The sequence below is a fragment of the Ensifer sp. SL37 genome (assembly GCF_026672675.1).
GTDB classification, from domain to species: domain Bacteria; phylum Pseudomonadota; class Alphaproteobacteria; order Rhizobiales; family Rhizobiaceae; genus Ensifer; species Ensifer adhaerens.
Window position 1 is genome coordinate 1,422,501 of the sequence record NZ_JAPPRN010000006.1, and the last position, 18,884, is coordinate 1,441,384.

Annotated in this window: 14 protein-coding genes; 6 read left to right on the forward strand and 8 right to left on the reverse strand. The window is 63.7% G+C overall.

Translation table 11 applies throughout. The features are described 5' to 3' along the window. Positions 1–451: 451 nt before the first annotated feature. The 3 genes from hrpB to OVA00_RS19115 all read left to right on the forward strand — a co-directional run bounded on the left by hrpB (position 452) and on the right by OVA00_RS19115 (position 4,913). On the forward strand, positions 452–2,908 hold the full coding sequence (hrpB, locus tag OVA00_RS19105; RefSeq protein ID WP_268089465.1) for an ATP-dependent helicase HrpB: 2,457 nt from the start codon (positions 452–454) through the stop codon (positions 2,906–2,908). Between the two features lie 34 nt (positions 2,909–2,942). Next, on the forward strand, positions 2,943–4,250 hold the full coding sequence (locus OVA00_RS19110) for an ActS/PrrB/RegB family redox-sensitive histidine kinase (RefSeq protein ID WP_034802125.1): 1,308 nt from the start codon (positions 2,943–2,945) through the stop codon (positions 4,248–4,250). A 78-nt stretch (positions 4,251–4,328) separates the two neighbouring features. Further along, a complete protein-coding gene (locus tag OVA00_RS19115) occupies positions 4,329–4,913 on the forward strand; it encodes an ActR/PrrA/RegA family redox response regulator transcription factor (protein ID WP_034802128.1) in 585 nt (194 codons plus the stop codon). Positions 4,914–4,971: 58 nt separating this feature from the next. Here OVA00_RS19115 and OVA00_RS19120 read toward each other — a convergent pair whose 3' ends face one another. Continuing rightward, positions 4,972–5,496, reverse strand: a complete 525-nt coding sequence (locus OVA00_RS19120; RefSeq protein ID WP_112977275.1) for an MmcB family DNA repair protein — start codon at positions 5,494–5,496, stop codon at positions 4,972–4,974. Between the two features lie 183 nt (positions 5,497–5,679). On the opposite strand from OVA00_RS19120, the gene OVA00_RS19125 reads away from it, so the two are divergent. Next, positions 5,680–6,369 (forward strand): L,D-transpeptidase, encoded by a 690-nt coding sequence (locus OVA00_RS19125; RefSeq protein WP_034802133.1) that lies wholly within the window; start codon positions 5,680–5,682, stop codon positions 6,367–6,369. Between the two features lie 272 nt (positions 6,370–6,641). Then, positions 6,642–8,567 (forward strand): HAMP domain-containing methyl-accepting chemotaxis protein, encoded by a 1,926-nt coding sequence (locus tag OVA00_RS19130; RefSeq protein WP_060521560.1) that lies wholly within the window; start codon positions 6,642–6,644, stop codon positions 8,565–8,567. Between the two features lie 111 nt (positions 8,568–8,678). Here the strand turns inward: OVA00_RS19130 and OVA00_RS19135 are convergent, their stop codons facing one another. Beyond that, positions 8,679–10,850 carry a malate synthase G gene (locus tag OVA00_RS19135; RefSeq protein WP_268089466.1) on the reverse strand — a complete coding sequence of 724 codons (2,172 nt, stop codon included), beginning with the start codon at positions 10,848–10,850 and terminating at the stop codon, positions 8,679–8,681. A gap of 205 nt (positions 10,851–11,055) precedes the next feature. After that, positions 11,056–13,059: a hydantoinase/oxoprolinase family protein gene (locus OVA00_RS19140; RefSeq protein ID WP_268089467.1), complete on the reverse strand. Its 2,004-nt coding sequence runs from the start codon at positions 13,057–13,059 to the stop codon at positions 11,056–11,058. 150 nt (positions 13,060–13,209) lie between these two features. Here OVA00_RS19140 and OVA00_RS19145 point away from each other — a divergent pair, with 150 nt between their 5' ends. Continuing rightward, a complete protein-coding gene (locus OVA00_RS19145) occupies positions 13,210–13,839 on the forward strand; it encodes a hypothetical protein (protein WP_268089468.1) in 630 nt (209 codons plus the stop codon). Here OVA00_RS19145 and OVA00_RS19150 read toward each other — a convergent pair. From OVA00_RS19150 to hslV, 5 genes are all read right to left on the reverse strand, one after another. Beyond that, positions 13,793–15,187 (reverse strand): cytochrome P450, encoded by a 1,395-nt coding sequence (locus OVA00_RS19150; protein WP_268089469.1) that lies wholly within the window; start codon positions 15,185–15,187, stop codon positions 13,793–13,795. The two genes, OVA00_RS19145 and OVA00_RS19150, sit on opposite strands and share 47 nt — an antisense overlap. Before the next feature lie 73 nt (positions 15,188–15,260). Next, positions 15,261–16,205 carry a DUF1402 family protein gene (locus OVA00_RS19155; protein WP_268089470.1) on the reverse strand — a complete coding sequence of 315 codons (945 nt, stop codon included), beginning with the start codon at positions 16,203–16,205 and terminating at the stop codon, positions 15,261–15,263. A 194-nt stretch (positions 16,206–16,399) separates the two neighbouring features. After that, positions 16,400–17,707, reverse strand: coding sequence for an ATP-dependent protease ATPase subunit HslU (gene hslU, locus OVA00_RS19160; RefSeq protein ID WP_034802146.1), 1,308 nt, complete (start codon positions 17,705–17,707; stop codon positions 16,400–16,402). Further along, a complete protein-coding gene (locus OVA00_RS19165) occupies positions 17,704–18,228 on the reverse strand; it encodes a GNAT family N-acetyltransferase (RefSeq protein ID WP_060608910.1) in 525 nt (174 codons plus the stop codon). Before OVA00_RS19165 ends, hslU begins: the two co-directional genes overlap by 4 nt. Continuing rightward, positions 18,218–18,775: an ATP-dependent protease subunit HslV gene (gene hslV / locus OVA00_RS19170; RefSeq protein WP_051659613.1), complete on the reverse strand. Its 558-nt coding sequence runs from the start codon at positions 18,773–18,775 to the stop codon at positions 18,218–18,220. Before hslV ends, OVA00_RS19165 begins: the two co-directional genes overlap by 11 nt. Positions 18,776–18,884 lie beyond the last annotated feature (109 nt).

Genomic DNA, 18,884 nt, shown 5'->3' on the forward strand with positions numbered 1-18,884 from the left:
CAGACGTCAACAGCCACGTTCAAAAAAACTTCAAAAATCGACAACTCACTGAATTTAAACAATAATTCCAGCTGTTGATAAACTAGGTCGATTTAATGCACCGGAAAACAAGCGAATCCGCGGCGCGAATCTTTGACCAGGCGGTCAAAAACCTGATGGCCATTTCACGTGGCCCAAAACGCCCCTCTGAGCGAGCTCATCTACATGTAGACAGCATGGATCTCTCAGCCGTCAGATGTAGATATCTCCAGCAACGAAGCGCCACACGAAGCACGCTCACGGACGCGTCACGCTTGCCCTTGGGCGGGCGATTGCCGTACTTGCGAATTGTCCGCCCTGCCCGACATGACGATCCATGCGGTGGCGGACCGACAACATGGTGATGCATGAGCCGACGGATGCACCGACCGCACGCAGCGCCATCATCTCTATAGGGGGCGGAGAACCAGACGTGACGACACAGCTTCCTGCGCTTCCGGTTCGCGAGGTGCTGCCCGCACTGGCACATGCGCTCACCGCAGGCCCCTCCGTGGTGCTTTCCGCCCCACCCGGCGCCGGCAAGACGACGCTTGTTCCGCTCTTCCTGCTCGATCAGGACTGGGCAAAGGGCGGAAAGATCATTCTGCTCGAGCCGCGGCGGCTGGCAGCGCGCGCCGCAGCTGGCCGCATGGCCGAACTCCTGGGAGAGAAGGTCGGCGAAACCGTCGGCTATCGCATGCGTCTCGACAACCGCGTCTCCGGCAAGACACGCATCGAAGTGGTGACCGAGGGTGTGTTTGCCCGCATGATCCTCGACGACCCGGAACTCAAGGGCGTCGCAGCCGTGCTGTTCGACGAATTCCACGAGCGCTCGCTCGACGCGGATTTCGGCCTGGCGCTGGCGCTCGACGTACAGGCGGCGCTGCGTGACGACCTGAAGATCATCGTTATGTCGGCAACGCTCGATGTCGAGCGGGTCTCGGGCCTGCTTGGCGATGCGCCGGTCATCGAGAGCCAGGGGCGCAGCTATCCGATCGACATCCGCTACCAGGATCGCGGCGACAGCGTCGAGGACACGATGCTGCGGGCCATTGCCGAAGCGCATCGTACGGAAGATGGCTCCATCCTCGCCTTTCTGCCCGGCCAAGCTGAAATCACCCGAGTCGCCACGCGGCTCCAGGACCGCTTCGACAACAATACGGCGATCGTACCGCTTTATGGCAACCTGACCCAAAAGGAACAGGATGCAGCGATCCGGCCGGCGCCATCAGGCACCCGCAAGATCGTGCTTGCCACCTCGATCGCCGAAACCTCGATCACCATCGACGGCGTACGCATCGTCATCGACAGCGGCCTGCAGCGCCTTCCGGTGTTCGAGGCAGCGACCGGGATCACGCGGCTGGAGACGGTGCGCGTGTCGCGCGCGTCTGCCGATCAGCGCGCCGGCCGTGCGGGGCGAACCGAACCCGGCATTGCCATCCGTCTCTGGCATAGCGGCCAGACCGCAGCGCTTGCCGCCTTCACGCCGCCGCAGATTCTGGCCAGCGATCTCTCGGGCCTGCTGCTCGACTGCGCCCATTGGGGTGTCAGCGATCCGGCCACCCTTGCCTTCATCGACGCGCCGCCAGAGACGACACTCGCCGAAGCGAGGAAACTGCTGACCAGCCTTGGCGCGCTGGACGAGGCCGGCGCGCTGACCCCGACGGGCCGCAAGATCCGCGACCTGGCCTTGCCGCCGCGGCTGGCGGCAATGGCGGTCGCCGCGGCCGAAGAGGGACAGGCGGAAACCGCGTGTCTCTTGGCGGTGATGCTGACCGAACAGGGCTTGGGCGGCAACAGCGTCGATCTCGAGGAGCGGGTGCGCCGCTTCCGTCAGGAGCGTGGCGACCGCGCCGACGCCTCGCGCAATCTGGCGCGGCGCATGGCGGCCGAGCTGAAGGGCGCGCCGAAATCGAGCGAACCGATCCAGCCGGGTGCCCTGCTGATGCACGCCTTTCCCGACCGCATCGCGCTGCAGCGCGGTGGCCGCGGCCGGTTCGTCATGGCGAACGGACGGGGTGCCGAGATCCCCGAGACGGAGCGGCTGGCGGCGGCTTCCATGCTCGTCATCGCCGACCTGACCGGCCGCGCCGGCGGCCAGCGCGTGCTGGCGGCGGCAGAGCTGACGCGCGCCGAGGTCGAGGCGCATATGCCCGAGGCGATAACCCGCGAGGACCAGAGCTTTTTCGACAAGGCCAGCCGGCAGGTGCGGGCGCGTCGGGTCACGCGGCTCGGCGCCATCATCTTCGAGGAGGCGCCGCTCACACGACCGACCGGTGAATCGGCGGCGCGGGCACTGGCCGACGGCGTACGCCAGCTCGGCCTTGCCATCCTGCCCTTCTCCAAGGAGGCGATGCAGATGCGCGACCGCCTCGGCTTCCTCAACCGCTCGATCGGTGAACCCTGGCCGGATGTTTCCGACGAAGCGCTGCTCGACCGTCTCGACGACTGGTTCGTTCCCTTCCAGCACGGCATCACCGCGATTGCCGACATCAAGGCATCCAACCTCTCCGACGGTCTGCTCTCCCTCATTCCACACGAGCGGCAACGGGAACTCGGGCGGCTGGCGCCGACGCATTTCGAGGCGCCGACCGGGCAACGGCACCCGATCCACTACGACGGCGACGAGCCGCTGCTGTCGATCCGGGTACAGGAGCTTTTTGGCCTGAAGACCCATCCGGCGATCGGCGATGGGCGGCTGCCGCTGCTGCTCGAGCTGATCTCGCCCGGCCATCGGCCGATCCAGACGACGCGCGACCTGCCCGGTTTCTGGGCGGGTTCCTGGCGCGATGTGCGCGCCGACATGCGCGGGCGCTATCCGAAGCATCCCTGGCCCGAGGATCCGGCCAATGCGGCGCCGACGACACGGGCGAAGCCCCGTGGTACATGAGACGAAAGCATCGATCATTGGAATGCAGGCACGAATGACCACTGTTGCGCTCGAACACAACAACGACCAGACCAGCAACCGCAGCCTGCGCCTGCAGACGCTCGTTCGGCTGCGCTGGCTTGCCGTCGGCGGCCAGTCGATCGCCGTCCTCATCACGGCCTTCTGGCTGCAGTTTCCTCTGCCTCTGATTTCCTGCCTGGTGCTGATCGCGAGCCTCGCGCTGGTCAACGCCTATGTGACGTTGCGCTATCCGCCGACGCACCGGTTGCAGCCGCCGGCGGCCTTCGCGCTTCTCGGCCTCGATCTCGCGCAGATCACCGGATTGCTGTTCATCACAGGCGGGCTCACCAATCCCTTCGCGCCGTTGCTCTGCGTCCCGGTCATCATTTCCTCTGCGTCGCAGCCGAAGTCACACAGCATCATTCTTGCCGGTTTTGCGGTAATCGCCATCACCGCACTCGCCTTCTCACCCTTTCCGCTGCCCTGGTATCCGGGCACGGTCCTGCTGATGCCGCGGGTGCTGACCGCCGGCATCTGGTTTGCGATCGTCTCGATGACCGCCTTTGCCGCCTTCTATACCTACCGCGTGTCGCTGGAAGCGAGTGAGCTGTCGGAAGCGCTGACGGCGACCGAACTCGTGCTTCAGCGGGAAAAGCACCTGTCGCAGCTCGATGGGCTTGCGGCAGCGGCAGCCCATGAACTCGGCACGCCGCTTGCGACCATCAGCGTCGTCGCCAAGGAGATGGAACGCGAACTCGGCGACGATCCGCGCTTCGGGGAGGACGTGCATCTGCTGCGCAGCCAGAGCGAACGCTGCCGCGATATCCTGAAGCGGCTGACGACGCTGTCCTCCGAGAGCGAGGAGCACATGCGGCTCTTGCCGCTGTCGTCGCTGATCGAAGAGGTGATGGCGCCGCATCGCGAGTTCGGCATCCACATCGAGCTCATCGAAAAGGGCGACCGTGCCACGGAGCCGGTCGGCAACCGCAATGCCGGCATTCTCTATGGGCTCGGCAACCTCTTGGAAAACGCCGTCGACTACGCCAAGAAACAGGTGACCGTAACCGTCGAGCACACGGCGGATCGGGTTCGCGTCACGATCGCGGACGATGGTGACGGTTTCGCGCCCGATATCCTGCAGCGGATCGGCGAACCCTATGTGACACGCAGGCAGAAGGATGACAGCGCCGGCGGCCTCGGGCTCGGGCTCTTTATCGCAAAGACGCTGCTCGAACGCTCGGGCGCGCGCCTGCGCTTCGAGAATGGCGGGCCGGAGAGGCCGGGCGCCCGGGTCAGCGTCGAATGGCCGCGCGCCCTGATGGATACGAAACTGGCGAAATGACATTTCGCAGTTTATTGAACGAGGCAGAAACCTATAATCTCGGCGAAAGCGTTCCGTTTTTGCCCAAGGATTGCGAGAATGACCGACAAATCGACAGCTTCGCCCAGCACCACCGCACAGGACGCCGAACTGATCGGACCGGACCGCACCCTGTTGCTCGTCGATGACGACGCACCCTTTCTCAGGCGGTTGGCCCGCGCCATGGAAGCCCGTGGCTTTTCGGTCGACATCGCCGAATCGGTCGCGGAAGGCATCGCCAAGGCCAAGGGCAACCCGCCGAAATATGCGGTCATCGACCTCAGGCTCGGCGACGGCAGCGGCCTCGACGTGATCGAAGCGATCCGCGGACGGCGCGACGACACGCGCATGATCATGCTGACCGGCTACGGCAACATCGCCACCGCCGTGAACGCGGTGAAGCTCGGCGCGGTCGACTATCTCGCCAAGCCTGCCGATGCCGACGACATCTTTGCCGCGCTCGTGCAGCGCCAGGGCGAACGCGTCGAGCCGCCGGAAAACCCGATGTCGGCCGATCGCGTGCGGTGGGAACATATTCAGCGCGTCTATGAAATGTGCGAGCGCAACGTCTCGGAAACGGCGCGCCGGCTCAACATGCATCGCCGCACGCTGCAGCGCATTCTCGCCAAGCGCGCGCCGAAGTAAGCAATCAACTTCCACGACCGGCGCACAACCGCTGCTCCGGTCGCTTTTCCCCGCGGGATCAGTCGCGACCGCCGGAGAGGATGTCGCCGATCGAATCACCGAGTTCGCCGTTGCGCTCGGCCGCCCATTCGGCAAGCATCAGCCGTTGTGCTGCCGTACGGGCAAAGAGTTGCAACACCGACTTGCGTGTCGCCGGCGGCAGCCTGTGTTCGGGCGCCTCGCGAACGATGTGGCCTTCATAACCGTCAGACAGCAGCAGTCCGCAGTCCTCCGGAAAGATGTCCAGTGGCACGCCGGCATGGGTGGCGAAGAACAGCCGGTCGCAGTGCTGTCGGTAGTCCGGCCATTTGCGGTCGACACGAAAGTCCTCGATCGAGGTTTTGATCTCGACGATCCAGATCTCGCCCTTCACCGACAAGGAGATCAGATCGGCACGCCGCCCACTCGCCAAAGTCAATTCCGGCAGGACCGAATGGCGCAGCTCGGCGAAAAGCCGCTGCACGCCGCGGCGCACCATCATCGCGCGATTCGATTGGCGACCGTCGATCAAGGGGTTGTCGCCATGGATGGAGAGGATTGTCATGCGTCCGGTGTCCCTTTGAGCCGGTCATTTTGTTGCAAAAAAACAAGGGTCATGGAATTTGCACTTTTCAGCCAAATTGTGGCCGCGCAATCTCTTGCATAGCTCAAACTAATCGAAAATAACCGTACTCACTGTTGGTCGCGGCGACCCAGTTTTTACTTCGCTTCTTTTTAAGAGACTCCCATGCGCTTCCGCAATGCCTTCCTCTTGTGCAGCCTCGCGGCGACACTCGCCGTTGCCGGCTGCTCGACGACCTCGTCCAAGCCCGAAACGGCTGCGAACGAACCCGCGCCCGCAACGGTACAGGTTGCTACGAATCAGATCTTTAACGGCGATTATGGCGCAGTTGAGGATCACGGTTACGCGCTGCCGGCCATTCCGATCAGCAAGGTCGATACCCGTTTCCATCGCCAGATCGTCGATTACGCCACCAGCGAGCGCCCCGGAACGATCGTCGTCAACACGCCGAATCGCTTCCTCTACTACGTGCTGCCGGGCGGCAAGGCCGTTCGTTACGGCATCGGCGTCGGCAAGGCCGGTTTTGCATGGGAAGGCGAAGCCTATATTGCCTGGAAGCAGGAATGGCCGATGTGGCATCCGCCGAAGGAAATGGCGGAACGCAAGCCGGAAGTCGCCAAGTACGTCGAAGATGGCATGGGTCCCGGCCTCAAGAACCCGCTTGGCGCCCGTGCCCTCTACCTCTTCAATGACCAGGGCAAGGATACACTGTTCCGTCTGCACGGCACGCCGGAATGGTCCTCGATCGGTACCGCCGCTTCGTCCGGCTGCATCCGCCTGATCAACCAGGACATCATCGACCTCTATTCGCGCGTTCGCCCCGGCAAGAGCGCCCGCGTCGTCGTCCAGCAGTAATCGAATCAGATCGAGACTGACGAAGCCGCCGACTCTGTCGGCGGCTTTTTTCGTTCGCGCTCACGTCACCCAACTTCCGAGCGAAAGCCGCAAGCAGGCACACCATCGACGCAAAGTTGCCGTCCTGATTCGCGCTCAAATCAGGGTCGCGGTATTTGTCCCTGTCCGCTCGGAAAGTTCAATTTCGACTTAAATTCAGTCGCTTATTAAGTAAGCGTTATCTAAATAATCGAAACAGTGTGCCCACGAAATTCCGCTCGGGAGGGACTGGCATGCTGATCAAGACCAAGCTTATCGGCGCAATCGCGCTTCTATCATCCATCGCTATCGGCATCGCTATTCACAGCCAGAGCACGCTGTCGGAAACCAGCGACATGATGGACGCGGTCTACGCCGATCGCATTGTGCCGCTGAAGAACCTGAAGGCGACTTCCGACGCCTTTGCGGTCTCGATCGTCGATGCTGCCCACAAGGTGCGCAATGGCAACGAATCGATGGAGAGCGGGCTTGCCTCGGTCAATGCCGCACGGGAAACGATCAAGTCAAACTGGGATGCCTATGCGGCGACCTCGATGACCGACGAGGAACGGAACCTCGTCGACAATGCACGAAGCCAGATGGTCGTTGCGATGGATTCGATCACGGCACTCACGCAAATCCTCTCGGCCAAGGACCAGAAGGCTCTTGATGCCTTCGTGCGCGACAAGCTCTACGCGACGATCGATCCGCTGACGGCCACGATCTCCGAGATTTCGGACCTGCAGGTCGAACTTTCGGGTACGGCCTTCGAGGCCAAGCATCACGAGTTCGAAACCGTACAGACACTCAACATTGGGATCATCGTTCTCGTCGTGGCGCTTGCTGCCGGCACCCTCCTTGTGGTGCTGCGCGGCGTCGTCGGACCGCTCGCCCGCCAGATCGCCGCCATGCGCCGGCTGATCGACGGCCACGTTGAAGATGCCGACGAGCCGGTGCGCGGCAAGGACGAGATCGCCGAAATGGCCCGCGCCATTCAATCCTTCCGCGAGGCGGCGCGCTCGAATCTTCGGCTGCAGGCGGAGGCCGAGGAGAACCGCCGCAACGGCGAGGCCGAACGTGTCCGCGTCCAGAAGGCGGCGGAGCAGGCGGCGCAGGAAAAGCTGACGCAGGCGACCGCCGGACTTGCCGGCGGCCTGCAGCGGCTGGCCAACGGCGATCTCGCCGTTCAGCTACATGAGCCGTTCGCCGCCGAGTTCGAACAATTGCGGCACGACCTCAACAAGGCGGCCGCGCAGTTGAACGATGCGCTTCTCGCCGTTGCCGACAGCGCCCAAAACATCGGCATGGGCACGCGCGAAATCAGCCAGAGCGCCGACGACCTGTCCAAGCGCACCGAACAGCAGGCCGCGTCTCTCGAGGAAACGGCCGCGGCGCTCGATCAGATCACCGCCAATGTCAGCAATTCCTCAAGACGGACGGAGGAGGCACGCGACATCGCCGGCGAGGCGAAGACCAGCGCGGCCCAATCCGCCGTCGTCGTCGCCAACGCGGTGGAAGCCATGCGTCGGATCGAGGAATCCTCCAGCCAGATTTCCAGCATTATCGGCGTCATCGACGAGATCGCCTTCCAGACAAACCTCTTGGCGCTGAATGCCGGCGTCGAAGCAGCGCGGGCCGGCGAAGCGGGAAAGGGCTTCGCCGTCGTGGCCCAGGAGGTGCGCGAGCTCGCCCAGCGCTCGGCGAAGGCTGCGAAAGAAATCAAGGATCTCATCCGTACATCGAGCCGGGAGGTCGAGAACGGCGTGCACCTGGTGCGCGACACCGGCGAGGCGCTGCAGACGATCGAGGCGCATGTGATCACGATCAACGAACACATGGCGGCGATCGCCACCTCCGCCCGCGAACAGTCGGTGGGATTGAGCGAAGTCAACACCGCCGTCAACCAGATGGACCAGGTAACGCAGCGGAACGCAGCGATGGTCGAGGAAGCCAATGCGGCCTCCGCAACGCTGGCGCAGGAAGGCACAAACCTGCGCAACCTGATCGACCGTTTCACGCTCGCCGGCGAGGCCCAGCCAAAGGGCAGGCCGATGGCGCCTGCCCCGGCAGTCGCCGCAACCACGCGTGACCAGGGACGTCCTCAGCCGGTACGCCGACCAGCCCCCTATGCTACCCACGGCAATGCCGCACTCGCAACGGACGGCTGGGCGGAGTTTTAGAGCGGCACGGGCTGCGATCGTGCCTGGAAGCCCGGACCACCGCTGAAACGAAAAAGCCGTGCGTTCATTTGAACGCACGGCTCTTTCCAATACCCCGATTTCGGTGGCGAATCAGGCGGCGTTGCGCGCCTTCAGCTCCAGGCGGCGGCGGTGCAGGACCGGCTCGGTGTAGCCGTTCGGCTGCTCGCGGCCCTTGAGGACGAGTTCGACGGCGGCCTGGAAGGCAATCGAACGGTCGAAATTGCCGGCCATCGCGACGTAGAGCGGATCATCGGCGTTCTGACTGTCGACGACGGCCGCCATGCGCTTCATCGTCTCGACGACCTGGGCCTCGGTGACGACGCCATGATGCAGCCAGTTGGCCATGTGCTGGGCGGAGATGCGCAGCGTCGCACGGTCTTCCATCAGGCCGACATTGTTGATGTCCGGAACCTTCGAGCAGCCGACACCCTGATCGACCCAGCGCACGACGTAGCCGAGAATGCCTTGCGCGTTGTTGTCGAGTTCGCGCTGGATTTCCTCGGGCGTCCAGTTCGGGCGGACGGCGACCGGCACCGACAGGATATCGGAGAGCTTGGCGCGGGCGCGGCTCTTCAGGCTCGCCTGGACCTCGGCAACATTGACGCGGTGGTAGTGGGTCGCGTGCAGAGTGGCCGCCGTGGGCGACGGCACCCAGGCGGTGTTGGCGCCGGCCCTCGGGTGGGCGATCTTCTGTTCGAGCATCGCCGCCATCAGATCGGGCATCGCCCACATGCCCTTGCCGATCTGGGCGTGACCGGACAGGCCACATTCAAGCCCGATGTCGACGTTCCAGTTTTCATAGGCGCCGATCCAGGCTGCCTGCTTCATGTCACCCTTGCGGATCATCGGGCCGGCTTCCATCGAGGTGTGCATCTCGTCGCCGGTGCGATCGAGGAAGCCGGTGTTGATGAAGACGACGCGCTCGCGGGCCGCGCGGATGCATTCCTTGAGGTTGACCGTCGTGCGGCGCTCCTCGTCCATGATGCCCATCTTCATGGTGTTGGCGGGCATGCCGAGCGCCTTTTCGACACGGGCGAAAATTTCGCTGGCGAAGGCGACTTCCTCGGGGCCATGCATCTTCGGCTTGACGACATACATGGAACCCTCGCGCGAGTTCATGCGGCGACCGCCGTTGCCGACATCGTGGAGGGCAATCAGCGCCGTCACCATCGCGTCCATGATGCCCTCGGGCACTTCCTTGCCGTCGCGGTCAAGGATAGCCGGATTCGTCATGAGGTGGCCGACGTTGCGGACCAGCATCAGCGAGCGGCCGGGAAGGGAAAGCGTGCCGCCGGCAGTTGCCGTGTAAACGCGGTCGGCATTGAGACGACGGGTAAAGGTCTTGCCGCCCTTGGCAACCTCTTCTTCGAGGTCGCCCTTCATCAGGCCGAGCCAGTTGCGGTAGACGACGACCTTGTCTTCGGCATCGACGGCGGCGACCGAATCTTCGCAGTCCATGATCGTGGTGATCGCCGATTCGAGAATGACGTCGGCGATGCCCGCCGGATCTTCCTTGCCGATCGGCGTGGTGGCGTCGAGGACGACGATCGCATGCAGATTGTTGTGCCGGAGAACGATCTCGAAGCGCGCACCTTCAGCCCCGGAATAGCCGGCGAATTGAGCGGCGTTGCGCAGTGCAGTGCTCGAACCATCCTTGAGACCAATCGCCAGCGCACTGCCAGCAACCTTCAGGGACGTAACGTCGGCCCAGCTTCCATTCGCCAGCGGCGCACTGGCGTCGAGGAAGTTTCGCGCCCAGGCGATGACCTTGGCGCCGCGCTTCGGATTGTAGCCGCGGCCCTTCTCGGCGCCATCGGCGTCCGAAATCGCGTCCGTGCCGTAGAGCGCATCGTAGAGCGAGCCCCAGCGTGCATTGGCGGCGTTCAGCGCATAGCGCGCATTCATGACGGGAACGACGAGCTGCGGGCCGGCGATCGTCGCGATCTCCGGATCGACATTGGCGGTCGAAACGCTGAACTCGCCACCCTCGGGCAGCAGGTAGCCGATATCGCGCAGGAAGGCCTGATAGGTCTCCATATCGCTGGGCGCGCCGTTCTGCTTGTACCAGGCGTCGAGCTTGGCCTGCAGGTCGTCGCGCTTGGCGAGCAGCGCCCGGTTCTTCGGCGCCAGATCGTGCACGAGGGCGGAAAGCTCAGCAAAGAAGTGCTCTGCATCGACGCCGGTGCCCGGCATCGCCTCTTCCACCAGGAAGCGATGGAGGTCCGCATCAATCTTCAATCCATACGTCTCAATGCGGTCCATCTGCCAACTCCTTGAAATAGACGTAAGGAGCGCCACCGATCCGAACGGATGCGATGAAAACGCCCCAACATGTTGATCTTGCGCCTGAAGCGGGTCTCGGACCAGCCCATGCGCAATACGCGCGTGAAACGGCCGCAGTTTCTCACCAATTCATTCCCTGTCAATTCTGCAAGGATGCGAAGAATTGTTTCCGAAATGGAAAAGATCAGCCGTGCGCGATGCGCGGCCGGCCGCTGGCGGACGCAACGAACCGGGCCTCGATCAGCTTGGGGCTGCCCTCGACCTCCGGCGCATCGATTTCCTCGCGCAGCAACGACGCGGGATCATCGGCACCGTTGGTGCGCGCCGCCTCCAGCGCTGCGGTCTCGGCCCGTCGGCGCGCGGCACCAAAAGCCTTTTCCTGATCGAGAAAGCGTTCGCTGGCCCCGGCCCCGTTGACGACAAAAATGCCCTCCTCCGGCATCGTCACGAAAACGGTGACGGTGGCGCTTACCTGGCCGACCACGGCGCCGACGGCATTGGCGACGCCGGCCTCCTCGGGAATGGCGGCTTCGGTTCCGAGCATCTCGGCAATAGCCGGGTAATAAACCGGCGCCGAAGCGCCAAGACCGACGAGCGGACGATCGAGACCAAGCGAGAACCGGACGATGCCGGGCGTCCGGGTCAGCGCACGATCGACGGCCTGCGATACGGCGGGATCGATCGCGCCGGCGCCGTCCTCGCCGAGGCAGGCCTGCAGGATGACCTCGGAGGATTGCCGCGTCAGCCGATCGACGATCATCTGGGCCAGCGCCTGTGGAGAAGAAGCAATCGGCTGGCCGGAGCCGTCGCGGGTCCGGGCCGCAAGCTGAATGCCAAGCTCGGCCGCTTCGAGGTTCCATTGCGACTGCCGGCCGAGCACATGCATGGCGTCAGACGGCGTCAGACCGCAGATATGGACGAGCCCCCGGGCCACCAGACGATCGAGCGTCGCCTTCTGTGGCGTCGAGACGAGCAGCGTTTCAAGCGAGACGGGGACGCTACCGATGCGCTCGTAGAGCGCCTGCTCCTGTGGCTGCAGGCCGCTTGCCAGATGATCCGGCAGGCCGGTACGCACAGCAAAGCGCCCATTGTTGCGCCCGGTGTGCTGGGCGCGCATCTGTTTTTCCAGCACCGAGATGACGGCGTCGCCGTGGAGCGCTGCGGCGAGGCTGAGCGGCATCAGCCGGCGCGGACCGAGGTCGATCTTCGCCTTGAGGCCGCGATCGTTGATGCGCACTTCCGAATCACCGCCAAGGCCGTAGGTCCGCATCGCAACAGCCTCGACCATGGTGCGGAAGCCACCAACGACGGCGCCTTCGGCATCGAGACGCGGGCGGCCGCCATCGAGCACGGCCACGTCGGTGGTGGTGCCGCCGATATCCGAAACCACGGCGTTGTCGAGGCCGGTCAGATGCCTTGCGCCGACGAGGCTTGCTGCCGGACCGGAGAGGATCGTCTCGATCGGGCGCAGCCGCGCCTCCTCGGCCGAAATCAGCGCACCGTCACCGCGCACCACCATCATTGGCACGTCGATGCCGCGCGCCTTGAGGAACCCTTCGCAGGACCCGATCAGCCGGTCGATCATCGAGACGAGGCGGGCGTTGAGCAGGGTCGTCAAGGCACGGCGCGGCCCGCCGAGTTTCGAGGACAGTTCGTGGCTGCAGGTGACCGGCAGGTGCGAGACCTCGCGGATGCGGTCGCGCACGCGCTTTTCATGATCCGGATTACGAACGGCGAAGTAGCCGGCAATAGCGAAGGAGGAGACCTGACCTGCGAGAGTTGGCAGAGCGGCGTCAAGCTCGCTCATGTCCAGCGGGGTCTCACCGCCATGCACATTGTGGCCGCCCGGCAGGAAGACTACCGGATCCGAGCCGAGCGCTTCCTGCAAACCGTCGCGCTTCAGATCCTCGGGGCCGAAGCCGATCATGACGAGGCCGGCGCGGCCGCCCTGCCCTTCAACCAGCGCATTGGTGGCAAGCGTCGTCGACAGGGAGACCATGCTGATCGCCGAGACCGGCACGCTGGCCCGATCGAGCACCGCTTCGACTGCACCGGAAATGCCGACCGCGAGGTCATGGCGGGTCGTCAGCGCCTTGGCCTTGGCGACCACCCCCTTCGTCTCCGAGAAGAGGGCGGCGTCGGTGTAGGTGCCGCCGGTGTCGATGCCGAGAAGAAAATGGGAGGTCAATTCGCGCAGTCCGGAATTCGCGCGGGGCGCAGAGGCCCCGGGTTCAATGGGGATCGATGCGGTGATATGACATATTTCAAGGGAAAACCATCGTGTCGCGGACATCAGTGATCTATCGAGCGACACAAATGCAGGACGGAGACATAGCGCATGCACCAACGCCACCGTCCTCTCGCCTTTGTTTGGCTGCTTTCGGCTATCTCCCTTGCGCTTCCGATTGCGGCGGCGCGAGCACAGGACGCGGAGGAAGAGGAATACAAGCCGCAGCTGCCCGAAGTCGCGATCTACAAGGCGATGCTCGATGCCAACAAGCAGACCGGCTGGATCCAGTTTCGCGACTATGACGACCGGCAGCTGATCTATTTCACGGCACTGCAGACGATGCATTGCCGGCTATCGGAAATCCGCTACTCGATCAATTCGGATGCGCTCGACCAACGCTTCCCGCTGGCCAAGTGCAATCCGCAGCTGCCCTTCAACCTGCCCGGCGACGAGACGGCCGAATATGTCTACATCTCGCTGCCCGCCAAAACGGCGCAAACGCTGACGATCCAGGCGGTCTGGGACGATGGCGCCGGAAGCGAGATCGTGGTTTACAAGCCCTGCGACAATGTCGGCGACGCCACCTGCGCACAGATCAAGACGATCAAGAAGCCGTCGAAAATGCTACAGCAGCCGAAGCCGGCGGATTCTCCGGTGCGTTCCGTTCAGTCACCGATCCCCGGCAAGACCTTCAGCGAGCCGAAACCCTCATCGGCAACCCGCCCCGCGGTTGAGTAGTGAGCCGCTGCACCGGCCAGGGATTGGTTTCCGCGGTCGTATCGAAGCGGTAGCGGTGCATCATCACTGCCAACGCGATCACCGCTTCCTGCAGCGCGAAAGTCGCGCCGATGCAGACGCGCGGGCCGGCACCGAAGGGCAGATACTGGTAGCGGTTCAGCTTCTCTCGGTTTTCCGGCAGGAAACGCTCGGGCATGAACGCGCGCGGCTTATCCCAGTAGAGCACATGGCGATGCAGCGTCCAGGGCATGATCAGTACGGCGATCCCTTTGGGGATGCGCACCCGCTCGCCAGTCGCTGAGGTCCACGCGTCTTCCTCGATCGCCGCGCGATTGATCGACGGCGCCGGCGGATAGAGCCGCATCGCCTCCTCGAAGGCTGCGAGCACATGCGGCATCAGACCAAGCCATTCGACCGGCTCGGCACCGCTTGCCATCGCGGTATCGATCTCGGCTTCCATGATTTCGCGATAGGCCGGCGTGTTGGCAACGCAGTAGAGCGTCCAGGCGAGTGCCCGGGCGGTGGTCTCGTGCCCGGCACCGATGAAGGTCAGGATGTTGTCCTCGATCTCCGCGGTCGAAAGGCCCTGGCTGCCCTCGATCTCCAGAAGCAACGTCAGGAAATCCTGCGGCGTGCCCTTAGGGTCCTCCGCCATCTTGCGGCGGCGAAGCGCCATGGTCTCCGACACGATCGAGCGGAAGCGGTTCATCACCCTCTTGCCGCCGATGCGCGTCGGGCGCGGGATCCATTCGGGCGCCAGCAGAATGTCCATCGGATCGACGCGGCCCATGCGGTGCAGCAATTCCTCGACGCTCTGGACGAAGCCTTCGCGCTCGACGGCGACCTCACCGGAAAACAGCGTTTCGGCCAGGATGTCGAAGGTCAGTTCCGTCATGTCGTTGGCGACATTGGTGGTAAAGGGAGCTTCCTGGGCTCCGGCATAGCGCTCGACGAACTGCTCCGAACTGCGCAGCATCTGGCCGGCAAAGCCCTTGGCGTGGCGCGGCGTGAACACCGGCGCCATGGCCTTGCGCGAACGCTTCCAGACCTCGCCTTCCGCCGTCAGCAGCCCGTCGCGCAGGATGGGCCGCAGGATCAGCCGGCGCACCTTCGACATTTCGTAATTGGCGACGTTATCGACAAGGATATGGCGGATGAGGCCGGGATCGTTGACGATCAGGGTGCGCTGGGTAACGAACTTCGTCTCGATCCAGGGCAGCGTATAGGATGGCTCGCCCCACAGTTCGAGCGGATTGCGCAGCACGGTCCTGATGATCTTCAGGTAGGAAGGAATGCCGACACGGGGAACGGGAGCCGGCGGTTCGAACGGCTCCGGACGCATGTCCATGGTGATTGCCTTTCTCGATTGCCCCAGGATTTCAGGTTTTTACGGCGCAATCAAGGAAAGTGCTTCACGTGAATCACAGCAGGCTTTCGAGTTCCGACAGCTTGTCGTTGACGAGCCAGCCGTAATAGTTTTCCTCCGGCCATTGCGCCTGACCGCTCTGGATCTTGGCGGCGAGCGCTGCCGCGCGGCCATCCGGATTGCCGACATTATAGAGCGTCGCGGTTACACCGGGGTTGGTCGAAATATCGACCCCTGCGATCGACTTGTAGGCGTCGATCGAGTGACGGATCGAGGCCGCCATATAGGCAAGCGACACATCCGGATCCATGATCGCCTCATAGACGCCGGCGGCATTGTTCTCGTCGAGGCGCTCATAGCCCGAGGTCTTTGCCACGATATCGGTCAGCATCAGGGCGGTCAGCGGGTTGATCTGACCAAGGCCGAAGGTCTGGCCGGCGAAGAACGGCTGGAAGAAAACGGCGCTGAAACGGTTGTTCGGGTAGGACTTGCCGCCCACCGATTTGCCGCGGAAGTCGTTGTCCCAGACCCGCTCGCGGCAGCTCCACAATGCATAGGCGCCCTTCTTGGCGCCGCATTCGGAAAATTGCGGCCGAGCCACGAATTCCGCGACCGTCTCGCCATCGTATCCGAACTGGAAGCTGTTGCCGGCATAGGCAGCCGCCTTGACGTAATAGGACTGCAGCCGATCGTAGGCGTCGACATTGTAGGTGTGTTCGCCGACGATCGCGCCGACCATGTGGATCGGTGCGATGCCATAGGCGCGCGACACGGACTTGATCTTGCTGATCAGCTGCTTGTCGGTGGCTAGCAGATCGCGGACCTTCTCGAACTTGGCATCGAAGGACGTGCGGCCGGCCTTGGTGCGGCGCACGGATGCGCCGGGGATCGCCGGTTGCTCGACGTTGCGGTTGCCCCGCGGAACGTCGGTCGCGGCGAATGACTGGCTTGCGCTCAGGCAAAACGTGGCGATAGCGAGCATGCAGGCGGTGAAACGCACGATCTCTTCTTCCTGTGACTGGTGGAGGCTGCCTCGGTCGGCGGGCCGCTCCTACGCCAAGATCATGTCGGAAAAATGCCCGGACCACGATCGATAACCGCGTCCGTGTTAGAAAAAATGCGGCCGCCTGTCGAGAGACAGGCGGCCTGCGTATTCAGGGTTGCGGGCGTTTGCATGGCCCTACGACCGAAATGTCACAGGATATAGCGCGACAGGTCGGTGTTGGCGGCGAGATCGCCGACATGCTTGCGCACATATTCAGCGTCGATCGTCACCTCGTGGCCGGCGCGGTCCGGCGCATTGAACGAGATCTCGTCCAGCACACGCTCCATCACGGTCTGCAGCCGGCGGGCGCCGATGTTCTCGACCGTGGCGTTCAACTGCACCGCCACGTCTGCAAGCGCATCAATTGCGTCATCCGTGAAGTCGAGCTTGACCTCTTCTGTGTCCAGAAGCGCCTTGTACTGGCGGATGAGGCTCGCCTCGGTTTCCGTCAGGATGCGGCGGAAGTCTTCCTTCGTCAGCGCGCGCAGCTCGACGCGGATCGGCAGGCGGCCCTGCAACTCCGGCAGCAGGTCCGAGGGCTTGGCCACGTGGAAGGCGCCGGACGCGATGAAGAGGATGTGGTCGGTCTTGACTGGCCCATACTTCGTCGCAACGGTCGTGCCTTCGACGAGCGGCAAGAGGTCCCGCTGTACGCCTTCACGCGATACGCCAGCACCCATGCCGCCTTCCCGCGAGGCGATCTTGTCGATCTCATCGAGGAAAACGATGCCGTCGTCTTCGACTGCTTTCACGGCCTCGCGCTGGATCTGCTCGTTGTCGAGCAGCTTGTCGGACTCGTCGTCGATCAGCATGCCATAGGAGGCCTTGACGGTCGTCTTGACCTTCTTGGTGCGGCCGCCGAGCGCCTTGCCGAACATCTCCGAGAGATTGAGCACGCCGATATTGGCGCCCGGCATGCCCGGGATCTCGAAGCCGCCGCCCGGCGCGCCGGTCTCGGCGATGTCGATCTCGATTTCCTTGTCGTCGAGCTCGTTGGCCCGCAGCTTCTTGCGGAAGCTGTCGCGCGTTGCCGGCGACGCGGTGGCGCCGACCAGTGCATCGAGCACGCGCTCCTCGGCATTCTGGTGCGCCTTTGCCTTGACTTCGGCGCGGCGCTTTTCGCGCACGAGACCGATGCCGACTTCGACGAGGTCACGGATGATCTGCTCGACGTCGCGGCCGACATAGCCGACCTCGGTGAACTTGGTCGCCTCGACCTTGACGAAGGGCGCGCCGGCGAGCTTGGCGAGCCTCCTGGAAATCTCGGTCTTGCCGACGCCGGTCGGTCCGATCATCAGGATGTTCTTCGGCATCACCTCGTCGCGCAGCTCGTCCCCGAGCTGCTGGCGGCGCCAGCGGTTGCGGAGCGCGATCGCCACGGCGCGCTTGGCGTCGTTCTGGCCGATGATGAAACGGTCGAGTTCCGACACGATTTCTCTGGGTGAAAACGTACTCATGTAGTCCTCTCAAACTCGGTCCGCGTCAGCTCCATCAGGAGTGTGCGGCCGGACGTATCAATCCATTCTGCGTAAGGCACGAAGCCGGCCTTGGTGTAGGCGCTGACGGCCCTTCGGTTGCCGGCGTCAGGGTCGATCACGACGCGGGGGGCGCCGGCGGCAAAGAGCCGCCCGGCAAAGGCCCGGACCGCGAGCGATGCGACGCCCCTGCCCGTCAGTTCCGCCGGGCCGATGAAGATGTCGATACCGGGCACATCGGCCGGCATGTCCTTCGCCCAGGGCTCGTCGTCCGGGTACTGGGCCGGCACCCAGGACTGGATGTAGCCCGCCGGCTCGCCGGCCACGTGGAAGATGAAGCCTTCCACTTCTCCTGACGCGCAGCCTTCGCGGATCAGCTCCACTTCCTTGTCCGGGTCGCCCCACCATTGCCGCACATGCGGCTCGCTCAGCCAGGCATGCAGCAGCGGCAGGTGGCTATCGGCCACCGGCACGAAACTGACATGCGCGGGCTCATTGGGCATCCAGTGTCTCCACGACGATATTGTGGTTGGTGTAGACGCAGATGTCGCCGGCGATCTGCAGCGCCCTGCGGGCAATATCCTCGGCCGATTTGTCGCTGTCCATCAGCGCGCGGGCCGCGGCAAAGGCGTAGTTGCCGCCCGATCCGATGGCAATCGTGCCGTGCTCGGGTTCGAGAACGTCGCCGTTGCCGGTGATCGCCAGCGTGATCGACTTGTCGGCCACCAGCATCATCGCTTCGAGATTGCGCAGATACTTGTTGGTGCGCCAGTCCTTGGCGAGCTCGACGGCTGCCCGCATCAGCTGGTCGGGATACTGTTCGAGCTTTGCTTCGAGCCGTTCCAGCAGTGTGAAGGCATCGGCAGTGGCGCCGGCAAAGCCGGCGATCACGTCGCCCTTGGCAAGCCGCCGCACCTTGCGCGCGTTGCTCTTCATCACGGTCTGGCCGAGGCTCACCTGGCCGTCGCCGGCCATCACCACCTTGCCATCCTTGCGTACCGTGATGATGGTCGTCGCATGCATCGTTCCGTAGGGATTGTGTTCGCTCATGAAATTACCCGTAGGCCCCTGATACGCGGGGCATTGCGGCTCGTGACTCGAGCCTGGTTGCTTGAGGCCTATGTAAGTACGGCAGACGGGTTTGCAAATGGCAACAGGC